This is a genomic window from Stenotrophomonas sp. SORGH_AS_0282 (assembly GCF_030818125.1).
Classification (GTDB): domain Bacteria; phylum Pseudomonadota; class Gammaproteobacteria; order Xanthomonadales; family Xanthomonadaceae; genus Stenotrophomonas; species Stenotrophomonas rhizophila_A.
In genome coordinates, this window is sequence record NZ_JAUTAB010000001.1 from 1,321,917 (window position 1) to 1,338,574 (window position 16,658).

General features: G+C 66.8%; 11 protein-coding genes. 7 read left to right on the top strand and 4 right to left on the bottom strand.

Annotation, left to right across the window (positions count from 1 at the left end):
• The first annotated feature begins 78 nt into the window (after positions 1 to 78).
• The 6 genes from QE395_RS05730 to QE395_RS05755 all read left to right on the top strand — a co-directional run bounded on the left by QE395_RS05730 (position 79) and on the right by QE395_RS05755 (position 5,333).
• Entirely contained in the window at positions 79 to 1,296 is a 1,218-nt protein-coding gene (locus tag QE395_RS05730; protein ID WP_306987901.1) for a DUF418 domain-containing protein, read from the top strand.
• A 59-nt stretch (positions 1,297 to 1,355) separates the two neighbouring features.
• Positions 1,356 to 2,711 carry a glutathione-disulfide reductase gene (gene gorA, locus QE395_RS05735; protein WP_306987903.1) on the top strand — a complete coding sequence of 452 codons (1,356 nt, stop codon included), beginning with the start codon at positions 1,356 to 1,358 and terminating at the stop codon, positions 2,709 to 2,711.
• 73 nt (positions 2,712 to 2,784) lie between these two features.
• Positions 2,785 to 3,696 (top strand): DMT family transporter, encoded by a 912-nt coding sequence (locus QE395_RS05740; protein ID WP_237334262.1) that lies wholly within the window; start codon positions 2,785 to 2,787, stop codon positions 3,694 to 3,696.
• Positions 3,693 to 4,067: an MGMT family protein gene (locus tag QE395_RS05745; protein ID WP_249832870.1), complete on the top strand. Its 375-nt coding sequence runs from the start codon at positions 3,693 to 3,695 to the stop codon at positions 4,065 to 4,067. The genes QE395_RS05740 and QE395_RS05745 overlap by 4 nt, the downstream gene beginning before the upstream one ends.
• A gap of 36 nt (positions 4,068 to 4,103) precedes the next feature.
• Complete coding sequence (locus tag QE395_RS05750; RefSeq protein WP_068853500.1) at positions 4,104 to 4,775, top strand: rhomboid family intramembrane serine protease; 672 nt, start codon at positions 4,104 to 4,106, stop codon at positions 4,773 to 4,775.
• A 39-nt stretch (positions 4,776 to 4,814) separates the two neighbouring features.
• Positions 4,815 to 5,333, top strand: coding sequence for a DUF4166 domain-containing protein (locus QE395_RS05755; RefSeq protein ID WP_306987906.1), 519 nt, complete (start codon positions 4,815 to 4,817; stop codon positions 5,331 to 5,333).
• A gap of 120 nt (positions 5,334 to 5,453) precedes the next feature.
• Here QE395_RS05755 and QE395_RS05760 read toward each other — a convergent pair whose 3' ends face one another.
• Both QE395_RS05760 and QE395_RS05765 read right to left on the bottom strand, forming a co-directional pair.
• A complete protein-coding gene (locus QE395_RS05760; protein ID WP_306987908.1) occupies positions 5,454 to 7,463 on the bottom strand; it encodes a M13 family metallopeptidase in 2,010 nt (669 codons plus the stop codon).
• A gap of 168 nt (positions 7,464 to 7,631) precedes the next feature.
• The gene (locus QE395_RS05765) at positions 7,632 to 9,746 is read right to left on the bottom strand and encodes a M13-type metalloendopeptidase (RefSeq protein ID WP_208856151.1); all 2,115 of its coding nucleotides are present in this window, start codon (positions 9,744 to 9,746) and stop codon (positions 7,632 to 7,634) included.
• 121 nt (positions 9,747 to 9,867) lie between these two features.
• Here QE395_RS05765 and QE395_RS05770 point away from each other — a divergent pair, with 121 nt between their 5' ends.
• Positions 9,868 to 11,463 carry an NAD(P)/FAD-dependent oxidoreductase gene (locus tag QE395_RS05770; protein ID WP_306987910.1) on the top strand — a complete coding sequence of 532 codons (1,596 nt, stop codon included), beginning with the start codon at positions 9,868 to 9,870 and terminating at the stop codon, positions 11,461 to 11,463.
• A gap of 73 nt (positions 11,464 to 11,536) precedes the next feature.
• On the opposite strand, the gene QE395_RS05775 is transcribed toward QE395_RS05770, so the two are convergent.
• Entirely contained in the window at positions 11,537 to 13,567 is a 2,031-nt protein-coding gene (locus tag QE395_RS05775; RefSeq protein ID WP_095363473.1) for a prolyl oligopeptidase family serine peptidase, read from the bottom strand.
• Between the two features lie 94 nt (positions 13,568 to 13,661).
• Positions 13,662 to 16,637 carry a TonB-dependent receptor gene (locus tag QE395_RS05780; protein ID WP_306987912.1) on the bottom strand — a complete coding sequence of 992 codons (2,976 nt, stop codon included), beginning with the start codon at positions 16,635 to 16,637 and terminating at the stop codon, positions 13,662 to 13,664.
• Positions 16,638 to 16,658: the final 21 nt, after the last annotated feature.

Genomic DNA, 16,658 nt, shown 5'->3' on the forward strand with positions numbered 1-16,658 from the left:
GCGTATCTGCAGCCCCGAAATGCCGGGCGGCCTGCGTGCTGCGGCGGCATACTGTCCGCCCTGCCAAGCGAGTCGCCCGTGAAGCCTGTTTCCCCCACGCTGCAGCCGGTGGCTGACGGCGACCGCATCGAAGTCATCGACATCCTGCGCGGGGTCGCGCTGCTGGGCATCCTGTTGATGAACATGGAAGCGCTGAGCGGCCCGCTGGACCTGGCCTTCACCGGCATCGACCCGCACTGGCAGGGGCTGGACTATTGGGTTGATGCCGCCGTCTACGTGCTGGTGCAGGGCAAGTTCTTCACCCTGTTCTCGCTGCTGTTCGGCGCCGGCTTTGCGATCATGGCGCAACGTGCCGAAGCGGCGCGCCGCGACTTCACGACCTTCTACCTGCGCCGCAGCGGCGGGCTGCTGCTGATCGGCCTGTGCCATGCGTTGCTGGTGTGGTCCGGCGACATCCTGGTGATCTACGCGCTGGTGTCGTTGCCGCTGCTGGCCACGCGCGAAGCGCCGCAACGCTGGTTGCCTGCGATGGGCGTGGCCACCTACCTGTGTGCGGCGGCGATGATGCTGCTGCTGGGCGCGATGCTGGGCCTGGTCGGACAGGTCGAAGGCGATGGCGGCGCCCTCGGCTCGGCCATGGCGCAGGGCCAGCAGACCGTGGAACTGCAGCGCCAGGCGTATGGCCATGGCAGCTTCGGCCAGGCGGTGGCGCAGCGGGCCAGCGATGTGGGCACGGCCCTGTCCGGGGCGCTGATCATCGGCCCGGAAGTGCTGGGCATGTTCCTGCTCGGCAGCTGGTTCGCACGCAGTGGCGCGCTGGCCGACCCGGCGCGGTTCGAGCGCCTCTACCGTTGGTTGCGGCGCGGCGCGCTGCCGGTTGGCCTGCTGTTGATGCTCATCAGCGCGAGCTGGGTGCCGTACCTGGCGCCCGGCACGTTCACCCCCACCACCGGCGCAGCGTATGCGCTGTCGTCGGTGGCCAGCCTGTTGATGTGCCTGGGCTACCTGGCCTGGATCGTGCACTGGCGGCACCGCCTGCGCGTGCTGGCGCCGATGGGGCGGATGGCGCTGACCCAATACATCCTGCAGTCACTGGTCTGCACCTGGCTGTTCTACGGCTACGGGCTGGGTGCGTTTGAAACGATGCCGCGTGCCTGGCAGGTTCCGTTCGCGTTGGCGCTGTTCGCATTGCAGGTGCTGCTCAGCCATGCGTGGCTGCGCCATTTCCGGTTCGGGCCGCTGGAGTGGATCTGGCGCGCGATGACCTACGGGCGTTGGCCAGCGTTGCGCCGATGAAACGATTCGGGCCGCGTCGTCACGTTTGAATCGCGACGTGGCGTGGCATGCTGTCGCCCATGACAACGCATTACGACTACGATCTGATCGTGCTGGGCGGCGGCTCCGGTGGCCTGGCCGCCGCCTTCCGCGCAGCGCAGCACGGCAAGCGGGTGGCGATGCTGGAACCCGGTGAACTGGGCGGTACCTGCGTCAACGTCGGCTGCGTGCCGAAGAAGGCGATGTGGCTGGCGGCCGACCTTTCCGGGCGGATCGGCCTGGCCGCGGCGATGGGATTCGATGTGCCGGCACGACCGGCACTGGACTGGAAGGAACTGGTGGTGCATCGCCAGGCCTACATCGCCAACATCCATGCCAGTTACCTCAAGCGCCTGAACGACAGCAACGTGGTGCGCGTGCCGCGCAAGGGCAGGCTGCTGGATGCGCACACGGTGGAATGCAGCGATGGCATCCGCATCAGCGGGGAACACGTGCTGCTCGCCACCGGTGCCCACCCGCAGCGCCCGGACATTCCCGGCGCCGAACTGGGGTCGGTGTCGGACGACTTCTTCAACCTCTGCGGCGCCCCCGGGCGCGTGGCGATCGTCGGTGGCGGTTACATCGCCGTGGAACTGGCCGGCCTGCTGCAGGCACTGGGCAGCCGCGTGACGTTGCTGGTACGCGGCGAACGCCTGCTGGAGCGCTTTGACGCCGAGCTGACCGCACAGTTGGCCGAGAACCTGCGCCACCAGGGCGTGCAGCTGCACTTCAATTACCGGCTGCGCGAACTGCGGCGCGAGGGCGATGATCTCATTGCCTACGGCCACGATGGCCCGGCCGAACCGCGCTTCGACCAGGTGTTCTTCGCGACCGGCCGGCGTGGCAACAGTGCCGGGTTGGGACTGGAGGCACTGGGCATCGTGGTCGGTGACAAGGGCGAGGTCGAGGTTGACGACTGGCAGACCACGGCGGTGCCCAGCGTTCACGCCGTGGGCGATATCGCGGGCAAGGTGGGCCTGACCCCGGTGGCCATCGCCGCCGCCCGCAAGCTGATGGACCGCCTGTTCGGCGGACAGCCGCAGGCGAAGATGGATTACCAGAACATCGCCAGCGTGGTGTTCTCGCACCCGGCACTGGGCGCGGTGGGCTTGAGCGAAGAAGAGGCACGCGCTCGTCACGGTGACGTCCGCATCTACCGCACCAATTTCCGACCGATGCTGCAGGCGCTGGCCGACGGCACCCAGCGCAGCCTGTTCAAACTGGTCTGCGTGGGCGAAGAGGAGCGGGTGGTAGGCGTACACCTGCTCGGCGAATCGGCCGACGAGATCCTGCAGGGTTTCGCGGTCGCGGTGAAAATGGGCGTCACCAAGGCCCAGCTCGATGACACCGTCGCCATCCATCCGACATCGTCGGAAGAGGTGGTGTTGATGCGCTGAGGCGTATCAACACCCCCTTGGGTAGCTGCCGACCGTTGGTCGGTAGACAGCCGCTGATGCGACAATGCGTGGGATGTCGCACGCGCTTCCCACCTCGTCCCCACGCCTTGCCACCTCCGGCATCCTGCTCGCCGCCGTCGGCGCGGTAGCCGCCTCCGGCAAGGCCGTGATCGTCAAACTGGCCTATCGCCACGGCGTGGACGCTACCACGCTGCTGGCATTGCGCATGCTGATGGCGTTCCCGCTGTTCGCATTGCTCGCAGTGTGGTCGGCCCGCCGCGCCACCGCCTTGTCCTGGGCCGACCGGGGGCGGGTGGTGTGGCTGGGCTTCACCGGCTACTACCTTTCCAGCCTGCTCGACTTCCAGGGATTGCAGTACATCAGCGTGACCCTTGAACGGCTGATCCTGTACCTCAATCCCACCCTGGTGCTGCTGATCAGCCTGGTGCTGCTGAAAAAGAAGCCCGGGCGCTGGCAGGTGGCCGCGCTGGTACTCAGCTATCTCGGCGTGCTGCTGGCCTTCGGCCACGACCTGCAGCTGGAAGGCGGGCGCATCGTGCTGGGCAGTGCGCTGGTGTTCGCCAGCGCGCTCAGCTACGCGCTGTACCTGTTCGGCAGCGGCCAGGTGGTGGCGCGGATCGGCGCGATCCGGCTCACCGCCTATGCCAGCTGCGTGGCCTGCGTGCTGTGCGTGCTGCACTTCGCGGTCCTGCACCCGCTGCCGGTGCTGTTCCAGCAGCCGGTGCCGGTGTACTGGCTGTCGCTGGTCAACGCGACGGTCTGCACGGTGCTGCCGGTGCTGGCGATCATGCTGGCGGTGAAGCGGATCGGCTCGTCGCTGGCCGCGCAGGTGGGTATGCTCGGGCCGGTATCCACCATCGTGATGAGTCTATGGCTGCTCGACGAACCCATGGGCCCCTGGCAGATCCTGGGGACGGCGCTGGTGCTGGTCGGCGTGCTGCTGGTCAGCCGCGTGCGCGCGTGAAGAAATCCGCGTCGCCGGCCGACGACGCGGTGGACGCTGCCGCGCAGGCGCGCGAGCGCATCCTGGCGGTGATCCGTGCCATTCCGCGCGGGCAGGTGATGGGCTATGGCCAGGTGGCCGCCAAGGCCGGGCTGCCGGGCCGGGCACGGTTGACTGCACGGGTGCTGGGCATGAACGACGATCCGGACCTGCCCTGGCACCGGGTGCTGCGCTCGGACGGGCGCATCGCGATGCCGGAAGGCTCGCGTGGCTGGCGCGAGCAGAACCAGCGGCTGCGCGCCGAAGGGGTGGTGATGGAGCGCGGGCGGGTCAAGCACATGCCGCGTGGCAGCGGCGATGACCTGGACGCGGCGGTGTGGGGACCGGGCTAGCCCGTTATGATGGGCGCGGTTCCAAAGGATGCCCCCATGTTCCCGCGACTGCCCACCGTCACCAAGGCACTGTTGATCGCCAACATCGTGCTGTTCCTGCTGCAGCAGCCGTTCCTGCTCGGCAACGGCACGTTCGAGCCGTTCATGCTGCAACCGCTGCGCGGTGGCTTCGACCCGTTCTCGCCGGGTGGCAATTTCCAGCCGTGGCAGCTGCTGACCTATGGATTCCTGCACGGCAGCTTCGGGCACCTGTTCTTCAACATGCTGGCGCTCTTCATGTTCGGTGCGCCGCTGGAGCAGACCTGGGGCGAGAAGCGCTTCCTGACCTACTACCTGGTGTGCGTGGCCGGTGCCGGCCTGTGCCAGCTGGCCGTGGGCGCGATGATCGCCGACCCGGCCACCGTGCTGGGCGCATCCGGCGGCGTGTTCGGCCTGTTGCTGGCCTACGGCATGCTGTTCCCCAACCAGCGCGTGATGCTGCTGTTCCCGCCCATCCCGATGAAGGCGCGCACCTTCGTCATCGTGTTCGGCGTGATGGAACTGGTGCTCGGCGCCACCGGTTGGCAACCGGGCGTGGCCCACTTCGCCCACCTGGGCGGCATGTTGTTCGGCTGGCTGCTGATCCGCTACTGGCGGGGGCAGCCGCCATTCAACCGGCGCCCGCCGGGTGGCCCGAAGCGGCCCAACCACCTGCGCAGCGTGAAGTAACTGCGCGACGTTCGCGCCGCCGCCAGCCTGTATCGGCAGGTGTTGGGCAGTGCCTACGATGCGCTGCCTGCGCAGGTGCAGGCGCTGCACGACATGTCCGGGCAGCACCGCTGGAGCGGTACGGCGCAGGTGCGTCGTGGCACCGGGCTGGTGTCACGCCTGGTGGCGGCGGTGATCGGTTTTCCGGAAGCGGGCGCCGATGTACCGGTCACCGTGACCTTCATGCCGGAGCAGGGCATCGAGCGCTGGACGCGTGACTTTGGCGGTCGCCGGTTCACCTCGTGGCAACGGCGCGGGACAGGGCGCAACGATGCGCTGCTGGTGGAGCGCTTCGGGGTGATCGAGGTCGCGTTGGCGCTGGTGGTGGAAGGCGAGCGGTTGCTGCTGGTGCCGCGGCGGTGGTCCTGCCTGGGCGTGCCGCTGCCGAAGGCGCTGCTGCCCAGGGGCAACACGTTCGAAACCGAAGTGGACGGCCGGTTCGTGTTCAACGTGGAGATCGCCGCACCCGGGGTGGGGTTGATCGTGAATTACCGGGGCTGTCTGCAGCCCAGCGCGTAGAGCCACGCTCTGCGTGGCTTTGCGGCGCGCGCGAGACGTGCAGCCACGCACGGGGTGGCTCTACGTGCATGAAAAAGGGCGCCCCTGGGGGCGCCCTCATTCAATCCATCAACGTTTCGCTCAGCGCCAGATCCTGATCTGGTCGCTGTCCACGCGCTGCATCGGCTGTCCCGGCTTGCAGCTGAAGGTGGCACCGAAGGCGGGCAGGTTGGACAGCGGCACGTTGGTGCGCCACTTGCCCGGGGCCAGCGTGTCCGCGGTCAGCCGCTGCGCGGCTTCGCCCGGCGAGAGCTGCTGCGGCCACAGGCTGGCCCAGGCGCGGAAGAAGCCCTGCTGCGCGGCCGGCTTGGCGGCAGGTTCGGCCGACTGGTAGGCCGCCCATGCCAGTTCCACGCCGGCCAGATCGGCCAGGTTCTCTTCGCGGGTCAGTTCGCCATTGACCTTGGCCCCCTTCACGCCGGGGAAGTCCAGGCTGCTGTACTGCGCAGCCACGCGGTTGCCCAGCAGGTTCCAGGCGGTCTTGTCGGCCGGGGTCCACCAGCTGCGCAGTTCGCCCTTGGAATCGACCAGGGCACCCTTGGCATCGATCGCACGGTTCAGTTCGTGGGCAACCAGCGCGCCGAAGCTGCCGTACTTGTCGGCGTTGTCGGCCTTGGCATTGAACACCGGGCCCTGCAGCACGGCGGCGGTGACGATCAGGCGGTTCTGCGCGATGTCGTAGGCCAATGCCGGCTGCTGCGGCAACACATCCCAGCGGCGGTCGGCGTTGCCTTTGCCGATGCGCTTCATTTCTTCGCGATGGCGCCAGGTGGAGGCGATCAGCATGTTGCCGCCGAAGCTGCCACGGCCCATCGGCTGCACGCTGTAATCGAGGTCGCGCAGCGGCGTGCCGATCTCGATCTTCAAGGCGGCCAGCTTGGCCTGCGCTTCGGTCTTGGCTTCCGGGCTCAGCCAGCTGCTGGCCTTCACCGCCTCGATCTGGGTTTCGCGGATCTTGTCGACGATCACCGCTGCCTGGCGGCGGTCATCGGCGGCGAGGTAACGTGCGGCATATTCACGGCCGACCATCGGGCCGGCGGCCACGTTCATCGCATCCAGCACCTGCTCCCAGCGGGCCGGGGCGATGGTTTCGCCACGGATCACGCGGCCGCGGAATTCAAACTCCGCATCGCGGTAGGCCTTGGACAGGTAGGGGGCCATGGCATCGCCCACGCGCCAGCGCAGATAGGCCTTCCACTGGTCCGGCTTGATCCGGGTGACCATGCCGTCGAGCGCCTTGAACAGCTCCGGGTCGGACAACGAGACCAGGTCGTCGTTGACGCCCTGCGCCTTCAGGAACGCATCCAGCTGCAGGTTGCGGAAGCGGCTGTTGAGTTCCTTGGTGGAAATCGGCGCGTAGTTGTTGAACGGGTTGTTGATGCCGGCCAGCGACTGCGCATTGCGCGCCAGCTCGGTTTCCAGCGCGATCACCGCCTGCGATTCGGCCTCCAGCTTGTCGGCCGGGGTGCCGGTCAGGGCCAGGATCTGCTTCACGTACGCACGGTAACGGCCCATCAGCGCCACGGTATCGGCGTCGGTGCGGGTGTAGAAGGCCGGGTCGGGCAGGCCCATGCCGCCCTGCATGAAGTAGCCGATGTGGCGATCCAGCGCCTTCAGGTCCACGTCCGGGGCGAAGTTGAAGGCCACCGGGATGCCGACCTGATGCAGCGCGGCAATCGAGGCCGGCACATCCTTGGCCTTCTTGATGGCGTTGATGCGGGTCAGCAGCGGCGCGATCGGGGCCGAGCCGTCGGCTTCCACGGCCGCTTCATCCAGGCCGCTGGCCCAGAAGTCGCCCAGCAGCTTCTGCACGTTGCCCTGCGGTGCCTTCATCGCGCCATCCAGCAGCTCGCGCTGCTGCACGCGGGTACGCTCGGCGAGCTGGCCAATGGCGGTGGTGGCACCGGTCTGCGGCACCGGGTTGGCCTTCAGCCAGCCGGCATTGGTGGCGTCATGGAAGTCGCTGCACTGCGCGCTCACGGCGGGCGCACGGCTGGCGGCCTTCTTCTTCGGGGCGGCGGAGGCGTCGGTGACGACCAGGGTGGCCAGGCCCAGGCCTAGGGCGATGGCAAGCGGACGAAGGTTGGGCATGCGAAACAAATCCAGGAGGATTGAAGACCGCGGAACTATAGCAAGCCCGCATGAAAACGCGGCATTCACCGACGCCGACGGTAGCCCCGGCCGTTGGCCGGCAACCGGGCAAACAAAAAGGCCCGGGAAAATCCCGGGCCTTTCTGCTTCACGCCACCGCGTGAACGATTACCAGATCACCACCTGCTTGTCGCCGGCGCGCACCATCGGCGTACCCGGCTTGCACTCGAACGCGGCCGCGAAGGTCGGCAGGTTCGACGGCGCGCCCATGGCACGGAACGCAGCCGGAGCGTGCGGGTCGGTGGCCAGGCGGACCTTGGCGTTCTCCGGGGTGTACTTGGTGCGCCACACGGTGGCCCAGTTGAAGAAGAAGCGCTGGTCGCGGCTGAAGCCGTCCACCTTCGGGTCTTCCTTGCCGGCGCTGGCCTTCTGCAGGGCGTCGTAGGCAGTGGCCAGGCCGCCCAGGTCGGCGATGTTCTCGCCCAGGGTCAGCTTGCCGTTGACCGCCTGGTCGCCGACCTTGTAGCCGTCGAACTGGTTCACCAGCTTGCCGGTCAGCCCGCTGAAGTTCTTGGTGTCCGCATCGGTCCACCAGTTCTCGAAGTTGCCGGTCGGCCCGAAGCGGCTGCCCTGGTCGTCGTAGCCGTGGGTCATTTCGTGGCCGATCACCGCACCGATGCCGCCGTAGTTCAGCGCGTCGTCGGCCTTCGGGTCGAAGAACGGCGGCTGCAGGATGGCGGCCGGGAACACGATCTCGTTCTGCAGCGGGTTGTAGTAGGCGTTGACCGTCTGCGGGGTCATGCCCCACTCGGTCTTGTCCACCGGCTTGCCGATCTTGCCCAGCGCGAACTTGTAGTTGAATTCGTTGGCCGCGCGCACGTTGCCGAAGTAGCTGTCACGGCCGGTGCTCAGGCCGCTCCAGTCGCGCCACTTGTCCGGGTAGCCGATCTTCGGGGTGAAGGTTTCCCACTTGGCGATCGCCTTGGCCTTGGTCTCATCGCTCATCCAGGTCAGGCCCTGGATGCGCTCCTTGAGCGCGGCGGCCAGGTTCTTGACCAGCTCTTCCATCTTGGCCTTCGACTCGGGCGAGAAGGCGACCTTGACGTACAGCTGGCCGAAGGCTTCACCGGCATCGTTTTCGATGGTGCCCAGCACGCGCTTCCAGCGCGGCTTCATTTCCTTCTGCCCGTTGAGGGTCTTGCCGTAGAACTCGTAGTTTTCCTGGGCGAAGGTGTCAGCCAGGAACGGCGACGCCGAATCCACGGTGTGGAAGCGCAGGTACGAACGCCACACCGACGGGTCGGTGTCGCCCAGCGCCTTGCTGACTTCCTGGTGGAAGCTGGGGATGGCCAGCGAGAACTTCTCCGGCGCGGCAATGCCCTGCGCTTCGAAGAACCGGCTCCAGCTGAAGTTCGGGGTCAGCTTGTCGGCGTCGGCCACGGTGACCGGGTTGTAGTACAGCGAGACATCGCGCGAGAGCTGCTCGCTGGACTTGGAGGCCTTGGCCAGGCGGGTTTCGAACTTGACCACGTCCGCGGCCTGCTTGGCGGCGTCGGCAGCGGCAACGCCGGACAGTTCCAGCACCTTGGCCACGTGCGCCTGGTAGGCCTTGAGCTTGTCGGCGTTCTTGGCGTCGGTGTAGTACGTCGTGTCCGGCAGACCCAGGCCGCCCTGGCTGGCGTAGGCCATGTTCATGCTGGAGTTCTTGAAGTCCGCTTCCGGACCGAACCCGAACAGCACGTTTTCGCCCTTGGCGGCGGTGGTGCGCAGGTAGTTGGCGATGGCGTCCTTGTCCTGCAGGCCGTCGATGGCCGCCAGGTCAGCCTTGATCGGCTCGATGCCCTGCGCGTTGATCTTGGCTTCGTCCATGCCGGTGGCCCAGAAGTCGCCGACGATCTTTTCGATGCCGGTCGGGTTCTTCACCGCTGCGACCTGTTCGGCCAACTGGTGCTGCACGGCGACCGAGCGCTCGTCCAGGATGGTGAAGGCGCCCCAGCTGGTGCGGTCGCCCGGGATTTCATTGGCGGCCAGCCACTTGCTGTTCACGTAATCGCCGAACGCGGTGCAGGCGTCCAGGCTCTTGTCCAGGTCGGACGGGTGGAAGGCGTTGTAGGCCGGCAGCTTGGCTTCGTCGAGCTTGAACTCGGTGGCGGCCGGGGCGGCGGCGGTCGGGGTGGCGGTGGAGGCCGCGCTGTCCGTAGCCGGGGTTTCGTTCTTGCCGCAGCCGACCAGCGCGGCCGAAACGGCCAGGGTCAGCAGGACAATCTTGGGAGTACGAGAGATCACTAGTATGGCCTCCGGGCCGAAGAATCTTTCAGGAAGGCCCCCTGATGGGGGCCGTGGGCCAGACGATACGCCGCTGGCCCGGCCTGCAAGGGTGTCGAAGGTCATGTATACAGCCAGCATGGACACTTCAACGACGCGTGCTTGGGATGCAGTCATCATCGGCGGCGGGCACAACGGCCTGGTCTGCGCGGCTTACCTGGCCCGGGCCGGGCAGCGGGTGCTGGTGCTGGAACGGCGGTCGGTGGTAGGCGGGGCGGCGGTCACCGAGGAGTTCCATCCCGGTTTCCGCAATTCGGTGGCTTCCTATACGGTGTCGCTGCTGCAGCCGCGCATCATCCAGGCGTTGGCGCTGGCCGAGCACGGGCTGCGGGTGGTGCCGCGGCGGATCAACAACTTCCTGCCGCTGGACGGGGATTACCTGTTGGCCGGTGCCGGGCTGACCCGTTCGGAGGTGGCGCGCTTTTCCGCACGTGATGCGGAGCGCCTGCTGGCCTTCGAGCAGCGCCTGGAGGCATTCGCCGATGTGCTGCGCGATCTTGCGCTGCAGGCGCCGCCCAACGTGGGGGAAGGCCATTGGCTGACCCAGCTGCCGGCGCTGTGGCAGGCCGGCCAGCTCGGCAGGCGGCTGCATGGGCTGGCGCCGGCGTTGCGCCAGGAACTGCTGGACCTGTTCACCATCTCGGCCTCGGAATACCTGGACCGCTGGTTCGAAAGCGAGCCGATCAAGGCGCTGTTCGGGTTCGACGGCATCGTGGGCAACTACGCCAGCCCGGAGGCGCCCGGCTCGGCCTACGTGCTGCTGCACCACGCCTTTGGCGAGAGCAACGGAGTGAAGGGCGCCTGGGGCCACGCCATCGGCGGCATGGGCGCCATCACCCAGGCGATGGCGCGCTCGGCCATCGCCGCCGGGGCGAACATCCGTACCGACAGCGGCGTGCGCAGGGTCGTCGTCGAGCAGGGGCGCGCGGTAGGGGTGGAAACGCTGCAGGGCGATGTCATCCGCGCCCGCAGGGTGGTGGCCAACGTCAATCCCAAGCTGTTGTACGAACAGCTGCTGGCGCCTGGGGAGGTGCCACTGGCCACGCGCGAGCGCATGGCCAACTGGCGCTGCGGTTCAGGCACGTTCCGCATGAACGTCGCGCTGTCCGGCCTGCCCTCGTTCTCCGTGCTGCCCGGGGCAGGGGACCACCTCACGGCGGGCATCATCATGGCGCCCACGCTGGCTTACATGGACCGCGCCTACCGCGATGCGCGCCAGCACGGCTGGTCACGTGAACCGATCGTGGAAATGCTGATCCCGAGTACGCTGGACGATTCGCTGGCGCCGCCCGGCCAGCACGTGGCCAGCCTGTTCTGCCAGCACGTGGCCCCGGTGCTTTCCGGCGGGCGCAGCTGGGATGACCACCGCGACGAAGTGGCCGACCTGATGATCGCAACGGTCGAGAAGCACGCGCCGGGATTCGGCGCACTGGTGCTGGGCCGGCAGGCGCTCAGTCCGCTGGACCTGGAGCGTACCTTCGGGCTGATCGGCGGCGACATCTTCCATGGCGCGCTCAGCCTCAACCAGCTGTTCAGCGCCCGGCCGATGCTGGGCCAGGCCGACTACCGCGGTGCCCTGCCGGGCCTGTACCTGTGCGGTTCGGGGACGCATCCGGGTGGCGGCGTCACCGGCGCGCCGGGACACAACGCGGCACAGGCCATTCTTCGCGAATAAAAAGAGGCCACCCGAAGGTGGCCGATAATCATCGGGAGCACCCGACCGTGGGTCGGGTGCCCCTCAGCGGCGATTACAACCCGCCGCCACCACACCCCTTGCCCAGGTAATCATCGATCAGCCGCAGCTGGTCGCCCATGATCGCGCGCGTCCAGGCCGGGCCATGCGCGTAATCGGCGATTTCGTGGTACTCCACCGGCTGGCCGGAACTCTTCGCCTTGGCCACGAACCATTCGGACTGTTCGATCGGCACGGTGCGGTCGCGGTCGCCGTGGTAGACCATCAGCGGGATCTTCATCTCGCCGGCCTTGTCCAGCGGGTTCAGACCGTCCACCGTCTTGGCCTGGGCTTGGCGGAAGAACGGGTTGGTGTAGAACCGCGACCAGATCTTCTTGATGTCCGACACGCCGGCACCGGCAATGGCGCACTTGTACAGCCCGTTGGGCCGCACCGATGCGGCGAATGCCGAATAGCCGCCGTAGGAGAAGCCGAACATGGCGATGTGGCCGGGCTGGGCGATCTTCTGGTCGATCATCCACTTGGCGCCATCATCCTTGTCGTCCTGCATCTTCTGGCCCCACTCGGCATCGCCGGCCATCCACAGCTTGCGGCTCCAGTCGGCCGAACCGCGGAACTGCGGGCGCAGCACCGCCATGCAGCGCGATGCCATCAGCGGCACCCACATGGAACCGTCGAAGTCCATGCCATCGCGCGCCCACGGACCGCCGTGCGGGTGCACAACGGCCTTCCACGGACCGGCACCGCACAGTTCGGTGTTCGGGGTGGTCAGGAAGGCGGGAATGTCCAGCCCGTCGCGCGCCTTGTAATAGACCAGCTTGGTCGTGCCCAGCGCGGCCGGGTCGATCTGCGGGTAGGACTTGGCCAGCTCGGTCAGCTGCCCGTTGTTGAACAGGTAGTAGGTGGGCGGGTCGGACGGGCCGGACACCACCACCAGGAACGTCTTGAGGTTGGCACTGTAGTCCAGCAGGCGGATCGACCTGCCGCCATCGAGCTGGGTGGTGGCGCGCTGGCCGGTGCTGGGATCGACCAGGGTGACCTCGCTTGCCTGGATGCCCAGGGCCTGGCGCAGGCCCTGTTCCAGCGCCTTGAAGGTCGGATCGGTCCACTGGATCTCGTTCTCGCGCGGGCCGCTGTAGCCGACGCCGAGCAGTGCGCCGAACGGCACGCCGTCCACGTTCTTGTAGCGGTTCAGCACCACGGTGCCGGCATTGAAGAACTTGTGCTCGAACAGCACTTCCTTCTGCTTGCGCGCGGCGATGTCGTATTCGTAGATGACCGTCTTGTCGCGGCCCACGTTGCTCTGGATGAACGCGATGTTCGGGTCATCGGCAAAGCCGACCACCTGGTTGATGTCGCGATCCTTCACGTGCGAACGGAAGTGTTCTTCCCAGGAACCGGTAGCGGGGTTGCGGAATTCAGTGGCGATATACGCACCGGTGCCATCCACGTCCTGGCGCAGGCGCGCGCGCAGTTCGCTGTTGAGATCGGTGACATAGCCGGCCACGCGCTCTTCGGTTTTCTGGATGCGCTGGGAAGTGAAGCTGCGCAGGTTGACCTTGTACACGTCACCGGAATTGCTGCCCGAACCGTTCACCACCAGGATGTGGTCCGGGTCGTTGGGCAGGGTATCGAGCACGGTGGAGTTGGACAGGGCCTGCTCCAGTTCTTCGTTGCGGCTGGTGGCGCGGGCCGGGCTGATCGGCTCCTTCCACTGCTTGCCTTCGATGTCGGTGATGAAGAACTTGCTGATGAAGGTCTTGTTGACCCGGTCGGTACGCAGGTCGTAAGGCTGCCACAGGGTGACCGCCAGCAGGCCGTTCTTGATGAAGCTCACGCTCTGGAACTTCATGCGGCCGGCACCGATGACGGTGGGCGCCTTGTCCAGGGCGTTGGTTTCCCAGACCACGATGACGCGCTCTTCGCCGTTGGCGCGCAGGCCGGCGATGTGCTTTCCATCGGGCGAGAGCGACAGGCTGGAAATGGCCGGGAAGGCGGCCATCTGCTCGATGGTCGGTGCCACCGGCTTGGCGTGCAGGAGCGAGGAAGCACTGGCCAGGGCGGCCAGCAGAAGAATCCGTTTCATTGATGACCTCTGTTCGTGGAGCGGGCCGACCACCGGTTTACCAGGGCCGGAAACGAGACCGCCGCCCCGAAGGGCGGCGGCTCGCGAAGCGGGATCAGAACGAGTAGGTGACGTTTGCGAAGTACTGGCGGCCCCAGTAGTCGAAGCCGCTGTACAGCAACGCATTGCCGACGGTGCTGTACACACCCTGGGAAATGGTCGGCGGTTCCTTGTCCGCCAGGTTGCGCACGCCGACGGTGGCCGACCACTTGTCCGCTTCGTACTGCACCGAGAACGACTGCAGGAAGTAGTTCGGGGTGTAGATCTTGTACGGCGAGGTGTCCGGCTCGAACAGACCCGGGTTGCGCTCCTCGTAGTACGCGTAGCTGTCCATCTTGTCGATCCAGTCCAGGCCGTAGCGGACCTGCCATTCCTTCCACTTGTAGGCCATGTCGAAGGTGGCGGTGTTCGCCGGGGTGCCCAGCATGCCCGCGTAGTTCACCAGCGGATCGTCCTGGAAGATCTTGCTGGACTGTTCGATGTAGTGGGTGAACTGGGTGGTGGTGCGGAACTCGCCCGGCCCGATGTCACGGACATAACGCAGGGTCAGGTCCACGCCGCGCACCTTGTCGGTGGAGACGTTGATGAAGCCGTTGGTGACCGTCAGTGCGTTGTTCAGCGGGTTGCGGTCGACCAGGCGGCACAGGCCGTTGCCGGCAAGGAAGTCGGCGGTGGCGCTGCCGTAGCATGCGTTCAGGATGCCGGCGCCGCCGGCGGCCTGCACGCCGTTCTCGACCTTGATGTCGAAGTAGTCGGCGGCGAAGGACAGGTCACCGAAACCGCTGCCGAACTCCGGCTGGATCACCACGCCGAGGGTCTTGGCAGTGGAGGTTTCCGCCTTCAGGCCGGTTTCCGCGCCACCCTGGGTGATCACGGTCACGCCCTGGGTTGCGATGTAGTCGGCCGGCAGGCCTTCTGCGGCGCAGTTCTGGTAACGGATCGACGACGGATCGCGGTCGCTGTACTCGTTGCAGGGATCGGAGGTGCTGCCCAGGAAGCCGGTGGTGCCGCCCAGGAACTGTTCGTACAGCGCCGGGGCGCGGTAGGACGTGCCGTAGGACGCGCGGAACGACAGCCACTTCACCGGGGTCCACAGGCCGCCGATCTTGTAGGTCTCATCCGAACCGTACGACTCGTAGTCGGTGTAGCGGCCGGACAGGTTGAGCGTCAGCTCTTCGGCAGCGGTGACGCCCGACAGCAGCGGGAATTCCAGTTCGCCGTAGACTTCCGTGACCGAGTCGCTGCCGCGGGTCGGCGCCGCCGAGGTCAGGTTGAACAGGTCGCCGTCGATGGAGTACTGCGACGGGCTGTCGTCGATCTTGGCTTTGCGGTATTCGGCACCGAACGCGCCGCGGACCGTGCCGTGCGGCATGTCGAACAGCGGGCCGTTGACGTTGAAGTTGACCGTGTCTTCCTTGTACATGGTGTTGCCGGTGACCGGCACGAACACCCAGTTCTTCCAGTCCGCCGGCAGGTTGCCGCCGATGGTGTTGGAGTTCAGCGCCGGTGCGGCGATACAGCCGTTCGACGGGTCGACGCAGGAATAGCCGCCGGCACCGTTGGAGACCACGTTCAGGCTCTGCGCCAGGCGGCTGGTCAGGAAGCTCTGGAAGGTGTAGTCGGCGTCATTGTCCGAGTGCATGACATTGAAGTCGTACTTCCAGTCTGCCGTCAGGTTGCCCCGCAGGCCGGCGTTGAAGCGGTAGTAGTCGACGTTCTGCTTGTTCTGGTCGTTGCCGAAGCCGATGAACGCACGCACGCCCATGTTGGCGCCATTGGTCAGGTTGGTCGCCGGGCCGGCCACGCTGTCGCGCAGGTTGGCCGGGATCAGCGGGCTGCCCACTGCATAGTCCAGCGACAGCTGGCGGTAACCGGTCTGGGTCGACTTGCGCTTGTTGCCCAGGAACTCGTAGTACAGCTCGGCGTCACCCAGCACGCCGGTGTCGAAGCCGCCCTGCAGGAACAGGGTGTGGGTCTTGGCCGGCGAGATCAGCGACTGGTTCAGCATCGCGTCGTCGAAGGTATCGCGGGTATAGGTGTCCACGCCTTCATAACCGACCAGGCCGGTGGTGACGGCCGCGTTCGGACGCCAGCGGTTGAAGCGCGTGCCGGCACCACCCGGGGCGGCAACGCCGGTGCGGGTGTTGGTGCCGATCGTGTTGATGGTCACGCCGCCCGCATCGAGGGTGTAGCACTTGGACTTGCCGGTCAGCGGGTCGATGAAGTCGCCGCTGCCCCAGTAGTCGCCCACGTCGATGTCGCGGTACTTGTCGGTGGCGCAACGGGTCCAGTCGCGGTCGCGCAGGCTCAGGTCGTTACGGGTGTAATACTCGTACGAACCGGAGAAGTGCGAGCGCTCGCCGGTGGTGCCGAACATGATCGAGTAACGGCGCTGGTCACCGCCGCCACCGTCGGTGGCGTTGTGCTGCCCTTCAAAGGAGACGCCGTCGACCTTGGTCTTGGTGACGATGTTGATCACGCCGGCCACGGCGTCGGAGCCGTAGATCGACGAGGCACCGTCCTTCAGGATTTCGATGCGGTCCACGATCGCGTTCGGCAGCACGTTCAGGTCGGCCGAGCCGACCGCGCCACGCGAACCGGCCGGCGCCACGCGGCGGCCATTGAGCAGGATCAGGGTGCGGGTCGGGCCAAGGCCGCGCAGGCCGAGCGTGTTGGCACCGGGGCCGCCGTCGGTGACGTAGCCGCCGTACGCATTGTTGATCTGCGAGCTGCCCGTGGTCACCGCAGTGCTCTGCAGGACGTCGGTGGTGGAGTTGAAGCCGGCAAGCACCGACTCCTGGCGGGTGACGACCTGGACCGGCGACACCGAGTTGAACGTATCGCGGCCAATGCGCGAACCGGTCACGGTCACGGTGTCGAAGTTCGTGGTGGCCTTGGCCTTCTCGGCGGCGACCTCTTCGGCCGTCTTGGTCGAAGTGGTGTCCTGCGCGAATGCCGGCGCGGCCGCGAACACCATCGCGGTGGCCAGGGCGAAGCTCAGCGGATTCCGGCTGAGCGACTTGCGATTCATCATGTGTGGATCCCCTTGGAA